17 protein-coding genes are annotated in these 21,634 nt (G+C 50.7%); 13 read left to right on the top strand and 4 right to left on the bottom strand.

What is annotated here, in order from left to right; genetic code table 11:
- Positions 1–46: 46 nt before the first annotated feature.
- The 5 genes from FYJ51_RS04300 to FYJ51_RS04280 all read left to right on the top strand — a co-directional run bounded on the left by FYJ51_RS04300 (position 47) and on the right by FYJ51_RS04280 (position 8,398).
- A complete protein-coding gene (locus tag FYJ51_RS04300) occupies positions 47–1,012 on the top strand; it encodes a glycosyltransferase family 2 protein (RefSeq protein WP_205946178.1) in 966 nt (321 codons plus the stop codon).
- A complete protein-coding gene (locus tag FYJ51_RS04295) occupies positions 979–2,565 on the top strand; it encodes a polysaccharide biosynthesis protein (protein ID WP_154503635.1) in 1,587 nt (528 codons plus the stop codon). The genes FYJ51_RS04300 and FYJ51_RS04295 overlap by 34 nt, the downstream gene beginning before the upstream one ends.
- On the top strand, positions 2,562–4,514 hold the full coding sequence (locus FYJ51_RS04290) for a LamG-like jellyroll fold domain-containing protein (RefSeq protein ID WP_154503632.1): 1,953 nt from the start codon (positions 2,562–2,564) through the stop codon (positions 4,512–4,514). Before FYJ51_RS04295 ends, FYJ51_RS04290 begins: the two co-directional genes overlap by 4 nt.
- A complete protein-coding gene (locus FYJ51_RS04285; RefSeq protein ID WP_154503629.1) occupies positions 4,514–5,890 on the top strand; it encodes an NAD(P)/FAD-dependent oxidoreductase in 1,377 nt (458 codons plus the stop codon). The genes FYJ51_RS04290 and FYJ51_RS04285 overlap by 1 nt, the downstream gene beginning before the upstream one ends.
- 18 nt (positions 5,891–5,908) lie before the next feature.
- Entirely contained in the window at positions 5,909–8,398 is a 2,490-nt protein-coding gene (locus FYJ51_RS04280; RefSeq protein WP_154503626.1) for an LTA synthase family protein, read from the top strand.
- Here FYJ51_RS04280 and FYJ51_RS04275 read toward each other — a convergent pair.
- Both FYJ51_RS04275 and pta read right to left on the bottom strand, forming a co-directional pair.
- Positions 8,392–9,837: a glucosyltransferase domain-containing protein gene (locus FYJ51_RS04275; protein WP_154503623.1), complete on the bottom strand. Its 1,446-nt coding sequence runs from the start codon at positions 9,835–9,837 to the stop codon at positions 8,392–8,394. The genes FYJ51_RS04280 and FYJ51_RS04275 overlap by 7 nt on opposite strands.
- 96 nt (positions 9,838–9,933) lie before the next feature.
- Entirely contained in the window at positions 9,934–10,941 is a 1,008-nt protein-coding gene (gene pta, locus FYJ51_RS04270) for a phosphate acetyltransferase (protein WP_154503620.1), read from the bottom strand.
- Positions 10,942–11,079: 138 nt separating this feature from the next.
- Here pta and FYJ51_RS04265 point away from each other — a divergent pair, with 138 nt between their 5' ends.
- Positions 11,080–12,864: a DUF3329 domain-containing protein gene (locus FYJ51_RS04265; RefSeq protein ID WP_154503617.1), complete on the top strand. Its 1,785-nt coding sequence runs from the start codon at positions 11,080–11,082 to the stop codon at positions 12,862–12,864.
- A 220-nt stretch (positions 12,865–13,084) separates the two neighbouring features.
- On the opposite strand, the gene FYJ51_RS04260 is transcribed toward FYJ51_RS04265, so the two are convergent.
- Both FYJ51_RS04260 and FYJ51_RS04255 read right to left on the bottom strand, forming a co-directional pair.
- On the bottom strand, positions 13,085–14,254 hold the full coding sequence (locus tag FYJ51_RS04260) for a hypothetical protein (protein WP_154503614.1): 1,170 nt from the start codon (positions 14,252–14,254) through the stop codon (positions 13,085–13,087).
- On the bottom strand, positions 14,239–15,258 hold the full coding sequence (locus FYJ51_RS04255; RefSeq protein WP_235897217.1) for a phosphodiester glycosidase family protein: 1,020 nt from the start codon (positions 15,256–15,258) through the stop codon (positions 14,239–14,241). Before FYJ51_RS04255 ends, FYJ51_RS04260 begins: the two co-directional genes overlap by 16 nt.
- Positions 15,259–15,353: 95 nt before the next feature.
- On the opposite strand from FYJ51_RS04255, the gene FYJ51_RS04250 reads away from it, so the two are divergent.
- The 7 genes from FYJ51_RS04250 to FYJ51_RS04220 all read left to right on the top strand — a co-directional run.
- A complete protein-coding gene (locus tag FYJ51_RS04250; protein ID WP_205946177.1) occupies positions 15,354–16,160 on the top strand; it encodes an HAD family hydrolase in 807 nt (268 codons plus the stop codon).
- Positions 16,157–16,978: an aldose 1-epimerase family protein gene (locus tag FYJ51_RS04245; RefSeq protein WP_154503608.1), complete on the top strand. Its 822-nt coding sequence runs from the start codon at positions 16,157–16,159 to the stop codon at positions 16,976–16,978. The genes FYJ51_RS04250 and FYJ51_RS04245 overlap by 4 nt, the downstream gene beginning before the upstream one ends.
- A gap of 2 nt (positions 16,979–16,980) precedes the next feature.
- Positions 16,981–18,909, top strand: coding sequence for an LTA synthase family protein (locus tag FYJ51_RS04240; protein ID WP_154503605.1), 1,929 nt, complete (start codon positions 16,981–16,983; stop codon positions 18,907–18,909).
- A gap of 89 nt (positions 18,910–18,998) precedes the next feature.
- The gene (nagB, locus tag FYJ51_RS04235) at positions 18,999–19,724 is read left to right on the top strand and encodes a glucosamine-6-phosphate deaminase (RefSeq protein WP_154503602.1); all 726 of its coding nucleotides are present in this window, start codon (positions 18,999–19,001) and stop codon (positions 19,722–19,724) included.
- A 64-nt stretch (positions 19,725–19,788) separates the two neighbouring features.
- A complete protein-coding gene (trxA, locus tag FYJ51_RS04230) occupies positions 19,789–20,103 on the top strand; it encodes a thioredoxin (protein ID WP_105303526.1) in 315 nt (104 codons plus the stop codon).
- 115 nt (positions 20,104–20,218) lie between these two features.
- On the top strand, positions 20,219–21,007 hold the full coding sequence (locus FYJ51_RS04225) for a hypothetical protein (RefSeq protein ID WP_105303527.1): 789 nt from the start codon (positions 20,219–20,221) through the stop codon (positions 21,005–21,007).
- Positions 21,008–21,322: 315 nt separating this feature from the next.
- Positions 21,323–21,634: hypothetical protein (locus FYJ51_RS04220; protein WP_154503599.1), on the top strand; the 312-nt coding region annotated here is incomplete at its 3' end.

Here is a 21,634-nt window from a genome sequence, read left to right as displayed (position 1 = left end):
AGCACTGTGCTATAATGAAAACTGTCTTTTTCAGGCTGGAGAACACATGAAGCTGACCGTCATCGTACCCATCTACAACGTGGAACAGTACCTGCCTCAATGCCTGGACAGCCTCGCTGCCCAGACCGCTGAAAACCTGCAGGTCATTTTGGTCAATGACGGCAGCACTGACCGCAGCGGCGAGATTGCTCAGCGCTATGTAGACCGGGATCCGGGCATGTTCCATCTGTGCCATAAAGACAATGGGGGATTGTCTGACGCACGCAATTTTGCGATTCCGTTCGTACGCAGCGAATATCTGACCTTTCTGGACAGCGATGACTGGGTTGAACCGGAATACTATGAGAAAGCCATTGAGCTGATGGACCGCGAGGAATGCGATATCTGCCTGGCAGATATCGAGTACTGGTATAAAGACCCGGGAAAACGGTTTGTCATGAAAGGGCTCAGCAGCTGGAAAGCGGATACGATTCAGAAGAAAGCACTGCTTTCTCCGCTGTTTGCCTGGAACAAGGTCTACCGTTCCGAGCTGTTCACGGAAGATCCGATGATGCGCTTTCCGCTGCGCACCTGGTATGAAGACATCCCGGTCACGACGAGACTGCTGGCATCGGCAGAGAAGATCGGATATCTTTCCGGCGCGATGATTCATTACCGCCAGCGGGAAGGGTCTATCATGGCCAGCACGAGCGATCCGCGCCTGGCGCAGATCTTCACCGTGCTATCTTCGATGCGCGATCACTTTGAGACGCTTGGAATCGATCAGAAGTATCATGACGAACTCGAATACCTGCATGCCGAGCATCTGCGGCTTTATGGCATGTTCCGCTTCATCCGCTCGGATCGCGAAGCAGAATACTATGAAGAAAGCGAATCTGTCATGAACAGCTGCTATCCGAACTGGAAGCAGAATCATTACCTGAAGAATCTGAGCCGGAAGAACCAGATCTTCTTACGCTGGTATTCCTGCGCCACGAGATGGATCTTCGATCCGATCATCAAGAGAAAATAGGAGAGCACGTTACGTCCCGTACAAGATATTCCTTCTACAACTTCCTGGTAAGCACTTTAGCGGCCATTATCCTGCCTTTAGTAGGATTCATCAAGGTCCGCCTTTTCAAAGACCTCTATGGCAGCGATGTCAATGGTCTTCAGCTCACCATCGCGCAGTTCATTACCTTTCTGAATATCTGTGAGCTGGCTTATTCCCTTGCGTTCCGCCAGCTTCTGTATCATCCGCTTGCCGATGGCGATCATGAACGCGTAAAAGAAATCTATCATGGCGCCGTGAAGGTATTCCGCATCACCGGCTGTGTCGTGATCGCTGCATCGATTGCGGTTTCATTGCTGTTTCCGGATTTCAGCGAGTCGCCTTTCAGCTATTGGGTTACGGCGGGAACGTTCCTGCTCATGGCACTGCCATATGGCATCAGCTATTTCCTGATGGGCCCGAACTTTGTCATCATGGCCGATCAGAAAGAATACAAGATCAATATCTGGATTCAGAGCATTGCAATTCTGAGAATGCTGGCAATGGTCATTGCCATTCTTCTGAAGCAGCCATTCCTCTGGATGCTCATCATCGAAGCCTTCAATATTCTCGGCTCCAATACGCTTGCCCGTCATATCGCCCTGAAAGAATATCCATGGCTGAAAGAAAAGCCTCAGCAGACAGATGATTCCTCCTTCCGGAAGAAGGCTGGCTATGCGGTTGTGCAGCGCCTTTCCGAACTTGCAACGACGCAGACCGACAATATCGTCGTCTCCGGCTTCATGGGCTATACGATGTCTTCTGTCTACGGCATTTACAGCTATCTGACCGACAATATCGGCAAGATCACGCAGTCCATGGTGCAGTCGCCGATGAACAGTTTCGGCAACCTCTTTGCGGAAAAACAGGCTGACAGCTACCCGGTCTTTACCGAGTTCTTCAATTTTTCAACTTATATTTCCACGGTGGTTGCCACCGTCATCTTCATCGTGATGCCGCAGTTTGTTCCGGTATGGATGGGCGATCCGCTTTATAATGCCTCGATTCCGATCTGCTTCCTGTTCGGACTGAATATCTTCTATGTCACGATGCGTCAGCCGGTCATCATTGCCAGAGATGCCAACGGCCTTTACGTGAATGCGCGCAACAATGCCTACCTGCTTGCCATCGTGAAGATCGTGCTTTCCATCCTCCTGGTTCAGAAGCTAGGCTTGCTTGGCGTGGTCATGGCAACGACGATTGCATACTGGGGAATTGATTTCACGTATAATCCAGGCCTCGTTTATCGGAATGTGTTCCATCGTTCCGTAAAGGACTATTACTTCATGGTTCTCAACCGTCTGGCGGTTGCAGGCCTGATCGGTGCATTCGGCTTTGTCATCTGGAATCGCTTCTTTGCGGCAGGCTCCATCACGGTGGTCCGCCTGATTCTGAATATCGTCATTCTCGGCTTCCTGATTGCCGTGATCACCACGGCGGTCTACTGGCTGCTGTACCGCAGTTTCCGCAATCTCTATGTTCGTCTCAAGGGGGTCCTTGCCCGCAGAAGACGGCAGAAGAAGGAAGGCAGATGAAGTTCCGGTCAGTCCTTCTGGCAGCTTTGATTCTCGGCTGCTTTTCCTGTGCCCCCTCTGCTTCTGAGACGCTGCTGTCCGCAGACGAAGAAACGGATGGATTATGGTCCTATGATACGATCTGCGCAGAGACTTATGAGGCAGAGATTGCCGGTGAGAGATCCTATACGATTTCATTCTGGATCCGTCCGGAAAACAACTATCCGGACACCTGCATCTGGTCTCTTTCAAATGGCGAAGAGACGATCACGCTGACCGGAAGCGGCTTCAGCAGCGAGACCTTCTCCGGTCTGACGTTATCTGATTCTGATGGAAACTGGATTGTCGCAGATGGCGGAATCACGGTTTCCACAGATCGCTGGAATTATCTGGCGTATGTCGTGAAGGGGAAGAAAACAGCGATTTTTCTGAATGGCGAGGAAGCTGCTTCCGGAACGTTTCATGGTTCTCTGTCTGATGCAGTTCTCTCGTTCGGGAAAAATGATCAGGGGCTTGAACCCATGGAGGGAAAGCTCTCCGATCTGAGAATCCGTCCGAAGGCAGTTTCTGCAGAAGTGATCAGGCAGGAATATGAATCTGCTTATGCTTCTGTGCTGCTTGATACGATCTCGATTCCTGATGCAGCACATCTGGAACGGGATCTCTGGTTCGTGGATACAGAGATCGAAGGATATCCTCTCACCTGGAAGGTGGAAGAGAATGATGTCCTGGATGACAGAGGGATCCGCAAGGATACAGAAACCGGCGGAGATGCGGTGGTACATGCGTCCATCCGCACGGAGCAGAGCCAGGCAGAGAAAATCTTTCAGATCCATGTGGATGGCAATGATCCCAGAACTCTGCTGGAACAGGATGCCGCTTCGCTGGATGCGGATATCGAAGGCGTGCTGTTCTCGAAGACCGTTCTTCCCAAACAGGAAAAGAATGGCAGCACCATCTCCTATTCCATGGTTTCCGGGCATGCGGAATTCTCCGGGTCTGAGCTGGTCAAGACCTCGGACCAGGAAAAAGAGAATGTGGTATTTGAAGCAAAGCTGACCAGAGAAGATCTTTCAATGAGCAGGACATATTCGGCTGTTCTCCTGGACGAGGCATACGGATATGTGATGAGCTATTTCAATGGCAATCTCGGCAGCGAGAAGGGATCTCTCGCCTTGAGCAGAGATGGCCTTTCCTGGAACAAAGTACGCGGTGTCACCATTGACACGGACCTCGGCAGCGGCAGAGTCAGGGATCCCGATCTTGCCAGAACCAAAGACGGAAACTTCGTGCTTGCAGCAACTGAGGGTGCGGACAATCCTTCGATTTATCTGTTTTTCAGCAAGGATCTGATCACATTCAGCCAGCCGGAGCTTGTGCTTGTATCAGTCATGGATGATGGCATCGGGACGGACGGAAAACGAGCCTGGGCACCGGAAGTGATTTATGACAATGAAGCAGATCTTTATTATGTGTATTACAGCGATCCGCATGATGACATGGGGAAAATCTATCGGGTGACCAGCAGGGATCTGCATACGTTCTCCTATCCGAAAGTGCTGCTGGATACGGGATATCCGGTAATCGATCTGACAATATTTCCGATGAATGGAGCTTACTGGATGATCTACAAAGATGAGCGGCCGGGAGCACTGACCATCTATCCTGGCTATTCCGGATCTCTGGAAGAAGGGTTTCTGAAGGTGCTGGACTGGAAGTATCTGATCCATGAAAGACCGGTGGAGGGACCTGCGGTCTTCCAGGATCTGCAGACCGGAGAGTATCATATTCTCGTAGATCAGTACAGCGATCATACCTTCCTTGCCGGAAGGTTCCGGGATCTTTCCTATGACTCGGAAATTGACTGGTCAGATACGGAGCAGCTATCGCTTCCGGAAGAGGATGTGCGGCACGGATCGGTGATTCCGATTACGGAACAGGAATTTCATGCGCTGGAAGGAGTATCGTGATGGAAAACTATGATGCAGTGATTATCGGAGGCGGGATCGGCGGCCTGATGCTGGCCTATCGGCTGATGGAGAAAGATCCGTCCATGAAGGTGATGATTCTGGAAAAGGGCAGAAAGCTTGAAGAAAGGCAGTGCCCGATCGTTGCCGGAAAAACGGAACGCTGCGTGAAGTGCGTTCCATGTGCAATCATGGAAGGCATGGCAGGAGCAGGGGCCTTTTCTGATGGAAAGTACAATATCACCACGGAATACGGAGGCTGGCTGCCGGACTTCATGGACCATAGGAAAGTCCTGGACTACATTGAGCAGGCAGACCAGGTGCTGCAGAAGTTCGGTGCAGATAATGAGCGCTATATGCCAGATAATGAGCTGAAGACGTTATGTCTCCAGCATGATCTGCATATGCAGCAGGCGGAAGTGAAGCATCTCGGTACGGATGCCAACTACGGAACGATGCTGAATCTGATCCATGATCTGGAAACCCGGGTCACCATAAAGACCCTTGCCGAGGTCACAGACGTCAATCGCGAAACCCATTGCGTCACCTATGTTTCGCAGGGCTCTGAAAAGCAGGTGACCGGAGAGAAGATCATCTTTGCGGTCGGCCGCATCGGCAACAGGATGTTCGAAGACTGGTGCCGGAAGAACGGNATTGCGATGTACAACAATCAGGTGGATATCGGGGTGCGGGTGGAGCTTCCCTATGAGATCTGGGAGAGATTCTCCAGCCGGATCTATGAACCGAAGATCTATTACAAAGCAGGTCATTACGGAGATACGACCCGCATGTTCTGCTTCAATGAACGCGGCTGGGTAGTTACGGAAAACAGCGATGGCGTTCTGACCGTCAACGGCCACAGCTACAAGGATCCTGCCAAGCGTTCTGATAACAGCAACTTTGCTCTATTAAGCAGTACGCATTTCACGGAGCCTTTCGATCAGCCGGTCGAATATGCCAGAGATATCGCTGCCCTTGCAAATAAGATCAGCGGAGGCTATGTGCTCGTTCAGCGGCTCGGAGATCTGGAGTCCGGCAAGCGCACGACCGCAGCCCGGCTGGCCAACAGCTCCGTGCACCCGACGCTGAACGCAGTTCCAGGAGATCTTTCTCTCTGCATGCCGAAGCGTCAGCTGGATAATATCGTGGAGACGCTCCATGCCCTCGACCAGGTTTCACCGGGAACGGCAAATTATGATACCCTGCTTTACGGCGTGGAGTGCAAGTACTACAGCGCCCGCCCGGCCTGCAGGAACTTCGAACTGGAAAAGGCACCTGGCATCTATGCCATCGGCGATGGGGCAGGTTTTACCCGTTCACTTGCCCAGGCAGCCGCAAATGGACTGATTGTCGGAGATCTGCTGACAGATCATTCGTGAAAGTCGTAAAATAAAACCATGAATTCTGAGAAGGGGCAGAATCGCATGGTTTCTCATCGCAGATTGATGCGCAGCATTCTGACCGCAATGATTCTGATCACTGCGGTTCTTTTGTCTCTGCTTCCCCGGAACCAGAAGACGATGACCATAACTGCCAGAGACGATACTGCGATCGATGACCTTGGCTTTTCGAGCACGCTGCCGTTTGAGCAGGAGTCTGATTCTATGCTCTCGATCCCCTTATCGGAACCGATCAGCGCAGAAGATTCGATTTCTCTACTGACCTCTTCTGATTCTTCCTATTCCGTCTCAGTTTCCTACCGCGGGCTGCTTCCTTATACGAATACATTCCGCAATTCCGAGCTCGGAGTTGCGGAAAGCCTGAATTCGGAGACTCCGGAATTTACGATCCCTGACGTCTCTTCTCTTGCAGAGACGCTCCGGTATTACTATGACCATGGGTATCTGCTGTTTCTTTATACCGAAGATGACTGCTATGCAGGCTGGGATCAGGAGCTGGGATCATTTCTGGAGTCGGCAGGAGTACCGCACGCAGATGCGGCCGACTTTGCCAGTCCGCTGCTGATTCTGATCTATGGGGATCAGGTTCATGAGAAAAACGGAGACGAGGCAGCAGATGTCACCTACAAGGTAGGCGACCATCATCTGGAAGGCGCCACGGTGAAATCCCCGAAGGGTTATTCCGTCACCATGACCTCGATCAAGCTGGACGGAAAGGAAGTCAGCGGAAATTTTCAGGGACTCAATGTCGTCATCTATGATCCGGTTTCAGCAGAACTGATTGATTCTCTGGGGTTCCGTATGGACGGAATCCGGACGGAAGGCATGCATGCAGATACGGTCTATGACCGTCAGATCCAGATTACCTTCGATTCCTGGCTGCTCACGCAGCTTCAGCGCGTTTCTGACGGGTTCAGGATCTATGATCTGATTCTGATCTGGGGTTCTGCAGTTCTCCTGGTCCTGCTGGTTCTGGATCTGACAGCTTCTTCGAAGCGAGCAGCCTGGATTGAGACTGAGATAGCAGAAGCACGGATCTCTGCAATCCGCAGCGTGATCTATACCGTACTCGTTCTGATGGGGATTCTGGTTCTTTCAGCCATTCTGTTTCTGAACGGACAGGGTGTGAAGTACTCAAGCCTGATCTGGCATACGGCGGCGAATGAACTGCTCTTTTCGAGACTGATTTCCATCGAGCTCGCGGCTCTTTCCGGAGGGCTGATTCTGATGATCCTGCTTCGGAAACAAGCGAACAGAAACAAGCAGAGACGCGGGCTCGCCTTATCGGTTCTGCTTCTTTCAGGAACGATTGCGCTGACTGCTTCCTTTTCAGAGTCACAGAGTCTGATTTCCTTCTTTTCCTCAGAGAGCCTTCAGGATCCGCTGTATGAAGAAGTCTATGTGAAACCGGATACTGCCACAATCGTATTCCCGAAACAAAAGAAGAATCTGATCTATCTCTTCCTGGAATCCGCTGAGGTGACAGCGGCAGACTATGGCTCCGGCGGGGGCCTTCTGGATAATACGATTCCGGAACTGACGGAACTTGCGGAAACCTATGATGATTTCAGCGGAATGGAAAAGATCCTGAACGGGGCTGTTCCGCTCAAGGACAGTACCTGGACTTCGGCTGCGATGGCAGCGCAGACCTCTGGACTGCCGCTGCAGGAGAGCATGGCCTATATCAATAACGGCATCGCGGAACAGATGATGCCGGGAGCCGTGACGATCGGAGATCTGCTGAAGCAGAATGGCTATCAGAATGCCGTGCTGATGGGCAGTGACGGAAACTTCGGGAATCGGAATACGTATTTCACGGAACATGGCAATTACGAGATCCTGGATCTGAACACGCTGAAAGAAAGGGGATGGCTGCCGGAAGAATACAAGCAGAACTGGGGCTTTGAAGATTCCAGGCTGTTTGAGTTTGCAAAGCTGGAAGCAGAAGAACTGGCTGCTTCTGATCAGCCATTCAATCTGACGCTGCTGACAGCGGATACCCATTATCCAAGCGGCTATCTCTGCAGCGACTGCCCGGATCAGTTTGCAGAGAAGTATGCCAATGTGACCGCCTGCAGCTCGAAACGAATTGCCGAATTCGTATCATGGGTCCAGGAACAGGAATGGGGAAAAGATACTGTGATCGTGATCAATGGCGATCACTGCTACATGGGTACGGATTATTATGACTACATTCCTCATGACTATCTCCGCAGGACTTATACCTGCATCATCAATTCTTCGAAGGAAGAGCCTTCTGAGCCAAGAACCTACAGCACGATGGACCTGTTTCCGACCACCTTATCTGCCTTAGGATGCACGATCCCCGGCGGCAGACTCGGACTTGGCACAGATCTGTATTCCGATGTTAAGACCTTGCTGGAGATGAATACGATTGAGACATTGAACCATGAGCTTTCCATGCACAGCACGTTCTATCAGAAGGAGATTCTCCGGTATTACACGGCGCATGCGAAAGATCAGTGAAAGATCACGAGAATATAGGAGTCATTTGCCCGGATCGTGAATTCCGAGGATTCTGATACCGTCGCCAGATCCTGCTCACTCCAAGACGACAGATCGGCGTTTCCTTCCTGTTCATACGGATAGGAATAAACCGGAAGATTCCAGTAATTGGAGAATTCATATTCGCTCCATTCCCATCCTCCTCCAAGCGTCTCTGGAACGAGTCTTGCAAGGATGGGGTAATGGGATTCCATATTCCGGATGACGGGGGAATACCCGATGGATCCGGAAAGCTGAAGACCGCGGACATGATCTGAAGATAAGAGATGATTCTGTTCCAGCGTGCTGATCAGAACCGAGGATTTCATCCGGCTGTACTGTTTCTGTGCAGATAGGGCGTTTCCATAGGTAAATGCAAACAGGAAGCAGCACCAGGAAAGCAGCAGAGCGCCTGGATTCCAGTCCGGAATCTCGGCAGTAACCGCAAGCAGAGTCAGAAGCACGAAGAATCCGTAAAGTGCTCTTGGTTTCAGGATCGGTTCGTTCAGGACAAGATAGAATCCATACCACAGGGCCATGCATGCAAGAAGGATGAGAAGACTGAAGAGCACGGAGCCAGCTTTCTTTTTCTGTGCAGATATTCTGAGTTCTCCGATGATCCAGCCGGCTGCGATCAGCAGGACCGATGCTTTCCATATCGGATTCAGATCGCTGCGGATCTGCCCGTACAGCCTGGAAAGGTTGCTGAACAGGGAAGGGATCAGAGAAGAAAGAGATATGGTCTCTGTGGGATACCAGCTTACCTGAAAGCGCATGATGAACCGGAATACCAGAAGACTGAGCGCATATGCAAAAAGGGAGGTGACCAGGAAGGACCTCTTTTCAGCATCCTCTGGTCCGGTCCTCTTCAGGATCAGAAACAGAACCATCATCGGATAGATCCCCGCGGAGGCCTGATAGGTCATGCACATCATCAGAAGAAAGATCACGGATGCGAGAAAAAAGGATCTTCTGTCTTTCCGGAAGGAGAACGGAAGAATCGAGAACAGGATGGAACAGGCCATGAAAGGACTGTCAAACTGATAGGATAGACATTCCAGAAAATACGGATTCAGTCCGAAGGGAATCAGCAGAAGCACTCTTAACAGCGTGATCTTTTCTTCCGGAATAAACAGATTGAGCAGAAGGATTCCGGAGATTGCGAGAATCACGCAGGCAGCCATCTGGGGCAGGGGAGAAAGATCCGACAGCCTGAGATTCGCATTCATCAGAATCGAGAGCAGTTCGGAGACATATCGGCTTTCCTGCGTCCACCCGCGGTTTCCGAGCAGGACTCTGCCGAGATCATCTCCATAGCTGAAATCTGCGCGCAGGATTGCTGAAATGCCAAGCAGATAGATACAGGCTAAGAGAAGGGTATACTTTCTCAATCTGCGGGAAGAAAATAGGTTTCTGATCATGAACAGGCTGCTCCGTTTCTGCAGTCTATTATACGGACAGGAAGACAAAAAGAAAAAGCATGCAGGCAGCCCTGCACGCTTTCGTGAAGAAGGAAATCACTTTGAAGCCAGCTGAGCCTGGACTGCAGTGATTGCGACGACACCGACGATGTCTTCATAAGAGCAGCCGCGGGACAGGTCGTTGACCGGCTTTGCAATGCCCTGCAGCATCGGTCCGTAAGCCTCAGCCTTCGCCAGACGCTGAACAAGCTTGTAAGCACTGTTGCCGCAGTCGAGGTTCGGGAAGACGAGGACATTTGCCTGACCGGCAACCGGGGAACCCGGAGCCTTGGAAGCTGCGACAGACGGAACGATTGCTGCATCGACCTGAAGCTCGCCATCGCAGACAAGCTCCGGATACTCTTCATGAGCAGCCTTCACTGCATTGACGACCTTGTCGACCAGGGCATGCTTTGCAGAACCCTTGGTGGAGTGGGAGATGAACGCAACCTTTGCCTGACCGCCGACCAAGGATTCATAGGACTTCGCAGAATCTGCCGCAATCGCAGCCAGCTGCTCAGAATCCGGATCCTGGTTCAGACCGCAGTCCGCAAATACAAAGGTTCCATGGTTCCCGTATTCGCAATTCGGCACATCCATGACGAAGAATGCCGAAACCAGCTTCGCACCCGGAGCCGTACGCAGAATCTGCAGAGCCGGACGCAGGGTGTTTGCGGTGGAATGGCAGGCACCGGAAACGAGTCCGTCTGCTTCATTGTTCTTGAGCATGACTACACCGAAAGTCGTATGGTCGCCAAGCAGCGTTTCTTTTGCCTTTTCCGGGGTCATTCCCTTTGCCTTGCGCAGTTCATAGAGCAGATTCACGTACTGATCGAGCTCTGCGCAGTTCTCCGGATCGACGATTCTCGCACCGGAGACATCAACGCCATACGATGCTGCATCTGCCTTGATCTTCTCTTCATTTCCGATGAGGATCAGCTTTGCGGTCCCTTCTCTGAGAACCTGTGCAGCAGCTCTGAGCGTACGCTCGTCTTCCGATTCCGGAAGGACGATCGTCTTGACATCCTGTCTTGCCTTTTCCTTGATTCCTTCAATGAATGACATAATCTTCTGAAACTTCCTCCTTTTTGTTCCGAGCTTATTGTACTCTATTTCATTCGCAGAACCGAGAAAACTTCACAAATCCGGCACAGTTTTCCCGTATCCGTCCATGCAGTATAATAAGAAAAACAGGTCTTCGATATGAAACTGATGAAACGGATCAAGACGTACTATGAAACGCCTCTGCACCGCGTCATGACGGTGACTGCTGTGCTTCTTTTTGGGCTGAACCTATTGGCAATCCCGACCAGTGATGACTTCCGCTATGGCGTGAACAGCGGGCTATCAGATATCTTCGCAAGGGAAGTCAATCAGTACTTCACCTGGACCGGAAGATCGGTTGCACATCTGATCGCGAGAATCTTCCTTTCCTTTCCGAAGCCTGTCTTCGATCTATGCAATTCCATCTGCTTTGCCTATGTGATCTGGCTTCTGAATGCTCATGGGGCTGGCGATCAGAACAGGATATCCCCATCTGTTTATGCCTTCAGCGCATTCTTCGTCTTTCTGACCGTCCCGCTGTTCGGCCAGACCGTGCTGTGGGAGACAGGAGCCTGCAATTATCTCTGGACTGCTGCGATTCTGCTGTCGTTTCTTCTGGTATACCGGAAAGAATCCCATGAACCCGGGAATCATCGCCGTTCATTCTGCCTTGGCATGTTCTTTGCGGGAGTTGCCGCCGGATGGACCAATGAGAATACCGCCGGGGCAATGATTCTGATCGTGCTTCTGATTCTCATCGATACGTTTCATCAGAACCGCCGCATTCCGCTCTGGATGATCACCGGGCTTGCCGGTGCATTGATCGGCTTTGTGCTCATGGTCACTGCCCCTGGCAATTTCATCCGCGGCCAGGCATTTACCTCAGATAATGGCTTTGCCTATACCTTCACGCATAATCTGACGGATGGCATCAGAGTTTTCGCCGAGTATCCCGGTCAGATTGCAGAGTGGATCCTGTTCGGGCTCCTGATCGGGCTGGCAGATCGGAATGAACGGAAGACTGCGCTGGGATATGCTTTTGCGTCTGCGGCGGCAGTTTACGCAATGGTTCTTACGCATATGCCGCTGCTCTATGATCGTTCGATGTTCGGCTCTACGCTGCTATTGACTGCAGCGGATCTGATTCTGCTATATTCCGTGCTGCAGAAAGGGATGCTCCCCGCCCTCGGTAAGAGCGTCCTGGCTGTTCTTTCGGTGCTCAGTCTTTTCCGCTATGGGTATACGTGTGCAGATCTTTTCTATACGAGACATCTGTATGGAATCCGGGAAGCCTGGGTGAAGGAGCAGCGGGAAGCAGGCAACTTGAATCCTGTCGTTCCTCAGATCGGCAGTGAGTTTCTGACTTCCTATAATCCGATGTATGGGTTAAGCGATCTTGTGGTATATCCTTCCGGGCCTGACAATCAGGCTTATGCAGAACTGAATGGTCTTGAATCGGTGGTTTCCACGGCCTATTCCAAGTGGAAGACAATTTATGAACATGGCGATCCGGAATACATGAATATTACAGGGCTGAGTGATTACATCTCGCTGCTGCAGAATTCTGAAGATAAGCTGATCCTGATTACCTGCAGTACTTTGACCGATGGAGATGCTTCTCTGAAAGCTGCGTTTGAACCGCTCGGCATCAGTTGGAACGGAAAGTCAAACGGGTGCTTCCTGCTGTATCAGGGAAGCATTCTGATCAATACCGGCAGTGAATCTCTGTATCTGGAGCAGAATATCGGCGGCCACTATATCTATCTCTCAAGCAGCGATGATCCGGAACTTTCCGATATCACGGTCGATCAGATTGAATATACGAATGATCATGAAGGCATCAGCGTCGTCGTATATGATCTGTCTTCCGGAACGGTCTGCGATTCCGTCACCTGGAACCGGGATAATGGTTCTTATGGCGTGCGCAGCTATGAAGAATCCTGATTTCCTGTAACAGGAGAGGCTCAGTCCGGATTCCTGCTGATGGAGAAAAGAGAATATAAGCCATCGGGTTCCGGCAAGATCGAAGAACGATCGGAAGACGTAAAGACCTTTGCGTGTAATCCGGTTCTCTTAGATGCATTCCGGGTCTGAAAGTATTCAGAGCTTGCTGCATGCCGCAGTCTGCAGATGAAAAAAGAACCTGAATCCATGAAGGTTCTTTTCATTCTGTCTCTGCGGAAGGGGAAGCGGATGCTTCAGCTGCAGAATCTGCTGCCGGATCTGTTCCGTCTGAAGCGTCGGTGCTGATGTTGTAGATCCTCGTTGCTTTCCATGAGCCATTCTTCCGGATGAAGTAGATCTGATAGTTGCAGTCGCTTGACCTCGATCCGTTTTCATTCGTAGCGGTCTGCGTGAACGAGATATTTCCGAGGAAGGCATCCTCTCCGAGGGCGATCACATCATAGACCCTGATATCAGTGATCTCATTGGAATAATGCGTGCTGAAGAACTGGTTATTGAAAGCGAGCATATCCTGATAGAAACTCGTGCTCGTATCCAGATGCTTTGCAAAATTGTAGAACGTTCCATCTTCGGTAATCCAGTTGCTGTAGGCAATGGCGGTATCCTGAAGCTCAGCGGAGAATTCTTCAAGCTGCTCAGAGGACGGTGCCTTGCCGATATAATACTGCAGGGAACTGTAATCCCGGACTGCGATATCTCCGGATGCGGTTTTCAGCTCCGGTTCCCGCACCAGGTTTTCCACGGTGTATCTGGTCACAGACGGAAGGTTTTCTGTCTCGGATTCAACCAGTTCTTCGAAGCAGTAGGGGATATGACTCTCTTCGTCAGCATAGTCTGAAGAAATATCGATTCCATTGATGGAGAAGGTGCTTCCATCCAGCACATCAAAGGAATATGCCCCGCCGGAAACGAGTGTGCGGACTTTCCAGACGGACGATCCCTCCGGTTTCCGGCACTCGAGCGTTCCGACTTTTCCCTGCTGATAATACACATCATAGTAGCGGTAGCCTGAACCCTGGTCGATCGACATCAGCGAGAACGTGCAGCCGCTGGCTTTCACATTTCCATACAGGGTCAGCAGATAGCTGGTAACAGCTTCTTCGGAATTGAATTCTGTGAAATATTGAGAATCTGTATCATAGATCGAATCCCATTCCCGGTTCTGCACGGCTTTCATATAAGCGCGCATCGCTCCGGTCACGCTCTGCTTCTCATAACGTGCCAGCCAGAAATACAGATAGCCAAGACCAGCTGCACAGATGAATACCGTGACCAGGAATACTCCGAGAAGGCTCCGATAGAACCGGACTCCGATCGCTGCTCTTCGCTGGTACGATCTGGAAGGTTTCTTCTTCACTTTACCAGCCATGCTGTAGGTACGCTCCTGTCTCCGTTCATCGAAACCACACTGTTGATGATTTCCCCGTTATAAACCATGACGGAAGAACTTCCGCCATCGAGATTCGCTGCCGTAATTGCTCCGTATTCCAGCATGATATCCGTGCAGTCCTGATAGGTCGCACCGATGGAATCCGGCTGTCTGCCATCGATTACGAGCAGAAGAATCGACCCATCTGCGGTCTGGCCGATGACCGTGCGCGGATTCAGACCGCCGCCGGCACCGGTCTGCGGATATGCATGACCGTCCGCAACCAGCGGAGGGCCGAATGATACCGCATCCGTGATGCCCCATTCCAGCGCCTGCGAAGCGGTCATATACCCGGCAATCAGGTGCTTTTCCTTATTGAATCCGATCAGGCACGGATAGTCGGTATCGCTTCCGTAAACCACTGTTCCGTTCTTGATGACGACCTGCTGGGGAATCGATCCATCTCCCTGGTTATTTTCATCCTGGAACCCGCCCGCATTGATGCCGGCCACTGCTCCATAATAATTCACATAGTCCAGCACGCTGTAGCCGGAAGCCGTTTCTCCCATTTCGCTGTTGATGCCGAGCACGATCCGATTCGGATCGCGGACAATCATCAGCTTTCCGGAATACGTTCCGCCATGAATATCGATGACCTGGATATCATCTTTCTCATCTTCCGGGATCACCCATTCCGTGTTATCTTCATCTGTCACTTCTGCCTGCTGAGGCGTGCCGACAGAGTTCTGGGCTAGGATCTGCTCAATCTCTTCGTCCGTGAACAGTGCATTGATAATCGCTTTCCCTCTGCGAGTTTCCCACATCGTTGACACGACCATGTCAGAAACCGTCGGAGAAGGACCTTTCAGGACAAGCAGAAGGGCAATATATCCGGTGAGCATGACGGTAATCGCAACGGTCAGCACCATGAGCAGCGTCTGTCTGCTGACCCGTCTGATGCTGGCTTTGATGCGCCAGGTTGTCGTTTTCTTCTTCTTACTCATGGGCGTGATTGCTGAGCATATCAAAAATCCAGCTGAAAATGCTCGGGATGATTATAGCATATCCAGGTCTTTCCCCATGGTATAATCAAGGAATCATGGAAACCAGAACATCAATCAGGCTCTTTGCCGCAGACCTGGACGGAACTCTTCTCAATGATCAGAAAGAACTTCCCGAAGGGATGAATGAGGCTTTAGGAAAGCTGAAAGAAAAGCAGATTGCCTTTGCGGCCTGCACCGGGAGGCAGATTACCAATGCCCTGCTTGCCTTGAATGGGATCAGCGAAGACTATTACCTGATCGCCGAAAATGGTTCTGTCATCACCCATGGCGAAGAGATCCTGCATCAGGTCACGATGAGCAGGGAAGATATCAGACGGATTGTTTCGTTTGTTCATACCATGCCGAATGCTGCATGCATGCTGTCGGGATCGAAGTCCTTCTATGCCGACGCCTGGGGAATGTCCTATCTGAACCGCCTTTCCTATGCAAAGTATTTTCTGATCCGGGAAGTGGATGATCTTTTTTCTGTGGAAGACTCCATCTGCAAGATCACGCTCTGCGATCTGGATGACCCGATCAGAGATGCCGAAACCATCCTGAAGCCGCTTCGGGAAGACTATGAAGTATCTCCCTCCGGAGACAGCTGGATCGATATCAATGTGAAGGGAGTCAGTAAAGGAGCGGGAATCCGCTTCCTGCAGCAGAAACTCGGAATCGGAAAATCAGAAACGATCGTGATCGGCGACAGCGGCAACGATGTCCCGATGTTTTCAGAAGGCTATGCCTATGCCATGAAGAATGCAGCTCCTGCTGTTCAGAGACAGGCTGATGAAGTGACGGAACTGGACAACAATCACGCAGGCGTCCTGCAGATCATCCATACACTCACGGAGGAACTATGAGCACATTTGAACTGAAGAATGAACTTGCATCGGTAAGCATCTCGGAGCACGCCTCTGAAATTCACAGTTTCAGGCGATCGGACTGCAGCTTCGAGTACATGTGGCAGGGAGATCCGGCATTCTGGTCCCAGAGGAATCCGACTCTGTTTCCGATGGTCGGAAGCACGTGGGACAAAAAGATCCATCTTGGCGGAAAAGAATACGAAATGGGCAACCATGGCTTTGCACGCCATGCCGATTTCACATGCATTGAGCATACTGATGCAAAGGCAGTCATGAAGCTTTCTGACAGTGAAGAAACCCTGAAGCAGTATCCGTTTCATTTCACGCTCACGAATACGTATGAACTGAATCAGGCTTCCCTGACCATCACTTCGGAAGTGACGAATGAGAATGATCAGATGATGCCATTCAACTTCGGCTATCATCCTGCCTTTAATTGCCCGTTAGAGGGAGAATGGGATGACTGGTGCATCGAACTGAATCAGCCTGAGGAATTCTCCAGCGGCGACTTTCATATGCATGGCGGCCTGGATATTCCGCTGGATCGCGCATTGCTGGCAAAAACCATCATCATCCCTTATCCGAAAAGCACGGAATTCACGCTGACGGATGGCAGACATGGCGTGAAGGTTCATGCCGAGAAGTATGAATGGGTTGCTTTCTGGTCTCCGAATGCGCCATTCGTATGCATCGAGCCATGGCACTCCCATACGGACTTCACGAAAGTCAGGGTGCCATTTGAACGCAGGGAAGGAACGATCCGGCTCAAGCCTCATGAAACCTGGAGGACCTCGATGTCGATCTCGGTATTCTGAGCATGCGGCTGTCGAAATCAGGCAAAAGGGCAATCCGGTATCTCCTGATCGAACTTGCCTATACGTTTTTCAATGTATTCTATTTCCGCTTCGTCAAGCAGACTTATTCCGTCAGCACTGCTTATGAGGCCGAGCTGTTCTCGATCTATCTGCTCATTGCGATCTTTCTGATCTGGTTTCTCGGGCCGATGCTGAACCGCTGGTTCATGCTTCTGTACGGAGAAATCTTCAATGCCTACCTGATTGCGCAGACGTGCTACCGGAAGGCGTTTCAGTCTTATTTCCGCTTCAATACCGTCGCCGATCTTCTGAGCGAGGTGTGGGGTGCCAGAGACAGTGCGGCAGAATTCGTCAGCAGGCAGGACATTGCAGTTCTCGTGATCTATCCTGCGGTTACCATTCTGTTCATTGTGCTCTATTTCCTGTTTGAGCGGAAAGTGTTCCGGTTACGGGCAAGACTTCTGGCAATGGCAGGATCCTGCCTGCTGTTCTTCCCTGCAGCAAAGCATTATGGAGCTTATCGGGGCATGATTGAAGCGGCCCGGGCAGAGGAGGACGGCTTTCAGGAAAACCTGACCGACTACTATATCTATAATGTCATTCCGAACTCCAACCAGTTCGTCGAAAAATTCGGGCTGATTCCTTTTGCCTATCGCGATGCACAGACGTTTCTCAATAAAAACGTGACCGGAAAGGAAGAAAAAGCAGAGATAGAGCAGTTCCTTTCACAGCGGAAAGAACAGGCTGCAGATGATCATACCGGAATCTTTGCCGGAAAGAATGCGTTCTTCATCCAGGCAGAATCCTTCAACAATGCTGCGCTGGACGAGGAGCTGACTCCGACTCTGTGGAAGATGTATTCCGAAGGAATCCGGATTCAGGGATTCAATACTCCGGCTCTGCCTGGTTCTACCAGCGATACGGAATTCATGGCAAATACTTCGCTGATTCCTTCCAGCCAGGGTCATGCAGTCTGCTACACGTATCCGACCAATGCCTATGTCACGACTCTGCCAGGGATGTTCACGAAGGCAGGCTACCAGGCATATGCCTATCATAATAACTACTCGACCTACTACAACCGTGCAGTCACGATGCTGAATTTCGGCTATCAGGAGTTCTACGACAGCTATCGGATCGGGGTTGAAAATGAAGCAAGTGACTCGGAAGTCATGAATGTGCTGAAATGGATCTATGCAGAGAATGAGGATCCATGGATGGCATACTGGATTACCTATTCCGGCCATCAGCCATATGATTCTGAAACTTCTCCCGGTGTCACTGCTGAAAATCTCGCCAGAGTCAGGGAGAAATATCCGGATCTGGAAGACGCTTATGCCATCTATCTCGCGAAGAACATGGATCTCGATCAGTGTCTCACAGACTTCATGCAGGTGCTCTCTGATGCCGGCAAGCTCGACGATGTCGTGTTCGTCCTGTTCGGAGATCATGAGGCCAAAGGCCTGAACTTCTACAGTGACGGAAACTTCTATCAGGAAACCGGAAAGAAATATGAAGATTCCTATCGCTATACCGACCTGTATTTCTATAATTCTGCGGCAGAACCGGAAGTCTATGACAAGGTCGGCACTGTTCTGGACCTGGTTCCTACTGTAGCAGATCTATGGGGATTCTCGATCGATACGAAGACTATTCTCGGAAATAACCTGTTTGATCCGGACTACCGCGGCTTCTTCTTCAGCGAATGGGATCGCTGGGAGACCGACGACTACATCTGGGATTTCATGAACAACACGTATACGTTCCGTCATCCATACGATGAAGCAAAGGCTGCCGAGGAGATGGCCTACTACACGAAAGAGAAGCAGATCTCCGGAGAAATCCTCGAACTCGACTTCTTCGCCGACGGTTCATACGGGCCTTCGGTTTCAAATTATGAAGACGATGAAGAGGAAACCGGGCAAAGCTGACGAAAACTGTACGAAAATAACCCGAAACGTCAAAGACGTACTCCTGCAACCGTGCTAAGATCATGGGTGCGAAAAGCAGGGAGGAAACTATGTTCAATATTATCGTTAAAAACAATTATGACGAAGTCAGCCTGGAAGCTTTCAAAGTCATGCAGAAAGCCTTGAAGAAAGAGAACCCGGTTCTCGGACTGGCTACCGGTTCTTCACCGATCGGACTCTATCAGAACATGATCAGGGATCACAAGGAAAATGGTACGGACTACAGCAAGGTTCTGACCTGGAACCTTGATGAATATGTAGGCATTCCTCGTACCCATGAACAGTCCTACTGGACTTTCATGCACGAGAATCTCTTCAACGGCATCGGCATCCCGGATGCCAATGTCCATGTACCGAGAGGCGATGTCGAAGACGAAGAAGCAGAATGCGCTGCTTATGAAGAATCCATGAAGGGCCATACCATTGACCTTCAGGTTCTCGGCATCGGTACTGATGGTCACATCGGGTTCAATGAACCAGGCGCATCCTTTGATTCCCTGACTCACCTGATGGATCTCAAGGAACAGACAAGAAAGGACAATGCCCGTTTCTTCAACAACGATATCAATCTCGTTCCCAAGCGTGCCATCACGATGGGCCTTGCGACCATCATGCGCAGCCGCGCCATTGTGCTGATTGCGACCTCAGAGCACAAAGCAGACGCAGTCTTCGGAATGATCCGCGGGGAAATCACCGAAGAGTGCCCGGCATCCATCCTGCAGAAGCATCCGGATGTCACGGTTATCCTCGATGAAGGTGCTGCTTCGAAACTCTGAGCATTTCATTTGGAAAAACCAGCAGGTTCTGGAATAATCATCTTGCAAGGAGGTTTTAATACCAATGGTTAAGAAAATTGAATCTAGTGAAGAATACGATTCCGCGCTGAAGAATAGCAAGTCTGTCTTCGTTGACTTCTTCGCTGACTGGTGCGGACCGTGCAAGATGGTCGGACCAGTTGTCGACAAGGTCTCCGAGCAGTATGACGATGTGACCTTTCTGAAGGTCAATGTCGATGACTTCCCGGATATTGCACAGCGCTACGGCATCATGAGCATCCCGACGCTGCTCGGCTTCCGTGATGGCCAGCTGACTTCCAAGATCATCGGTTTCCAGCCGGAAGCAGGCATCAAGGACGCCGTCGAAAAGATCCGTTAATCAGAAGACAAGAGATGGAGCGATTCATCTCTTTTTCTTTCCTCCTGCAGAACATCCTATGGATTTGTGCGGGGAGTTCTCCCTTTCTCCTTCTAAATAAGAAGAGAGAAGGGAGATGAATCTTCTGAATACTGAAATTCTGAATTATGCCATCCTGTCCTCCTTTGCAAAGCAGAAAGCCCCGGGCAGTCCGCACCCGATCGCAACCGCATTGGAGCAGGAAGAAACGCTCTCAAGACTGGGTGAAGCTGCTATTCTGCTGAACGAGATGGACTGGCATCCGTGTCTGATCGGATGCGGAGAACTTGCTTCTTCTGTGCTCTATGCACTTTATCATTGCGGTCTGCCCCTGAAACGGCAGGAACTGGCCGAGACTTGTACCTGGATCGGAATGAATCGGGCAGAAGCAGACCGGCTCTTCTATGAGCTATGGATCGGGCATGAAGAATCCGGTACTTATGGAATTCTGTCTGATCGGTTATCGGAATCCATCGCCAGAGCGATCTTCACGCTCTACGGGCCGAACCGGTTTCATTCGTCTGATTCCGGAAGTGTGAAAGACGGCATCCGCCGGATGGGCACTGTCCTCTCGGAAAAGGATTCTGCCTTTGCGCAATACCAGGCAGAGTGCTCCTTCGTGCTGGCCTTCTGCAGAAACCTTTCGGAAGAGATGGAAGCGCCTGTCTCGTTCCAGGAGGCTGCGATGCTGCTTGCCTCGCTGAAAGACCATGCATTCACGGAAGAACCACTGTATCCGGAAAATGCCTGTGCTGTTCTTTCCTGCATGGTGCAGGAGATGTACCGGAGTCTTCCAGGCTTTGAAGGAGCTTCTTCCAGGAAAGAAAACGGGCTTTCGGAGACCGAGCGCATCCTGACTGCGCTCCATCGCGACTATTCGCTTTGAAAAGGGCTTTCTGATACGGTTTTTTTGAATCTTTTCGAAAAAACAGTTTGAATTTTCAGACCGGTACCTGCTAGTATGAGTGTGCGCTGAATGGCGCACGATCATTAATCCGAATCTTATGAGACGTATAAAAATCGGGGCAATGCCCAGAACCAGTCTTGCTGGTTCCGGATGAATATACGTCTTTTTTGATTTGGAGGCTATGAATGGAAGGTGTCATAGTTAAATGAAAATGTCCCACACGTGATCAAATGAAAATGTCCCATTGATTTCATGTCTCTTCCGAACTAATGCATTCATCTGGAGGTGATCCGGATGAAGAAGATCAAAGACAAAGTCAAGGCTCTGGAATTACTGCAGCAGAGGGATTCAAACCCAAAGATTACATGCCAGTGGATAGCTGATCAATGCGGTTACAGCAGGAAGCAGATTGAACGATTGTCTGCCGAAAGAAAGGAAAAGGATACGTCTGCTATCCTTACTCACGGCAATACCGGAAAAAAGCCGGCAACCACTGCCTCTGACCAAGAGATCGGGTACCTTGAGGAACTTAAGAAGACGTATCCGTCAATCACCATAGCACAATTCAGGGATATCTATCTGGAAGACGTCATCAGAAACAAGGAT

Source organism: Stecheria intestinalis (genome assembly GCF_009696165.1).
Lineage (GTDB): Bacteria > Bacillota_I > Bacilli_A > Erysipelotrichales > Erysipelotrichaceae > Bulleidia > Bulleidia intestinalis.
The sequence above is the reverse complement of the archived record's forward strand: the minus strand, read 5'-3'. Positions and strand labels throughout refer to the sequence as shown.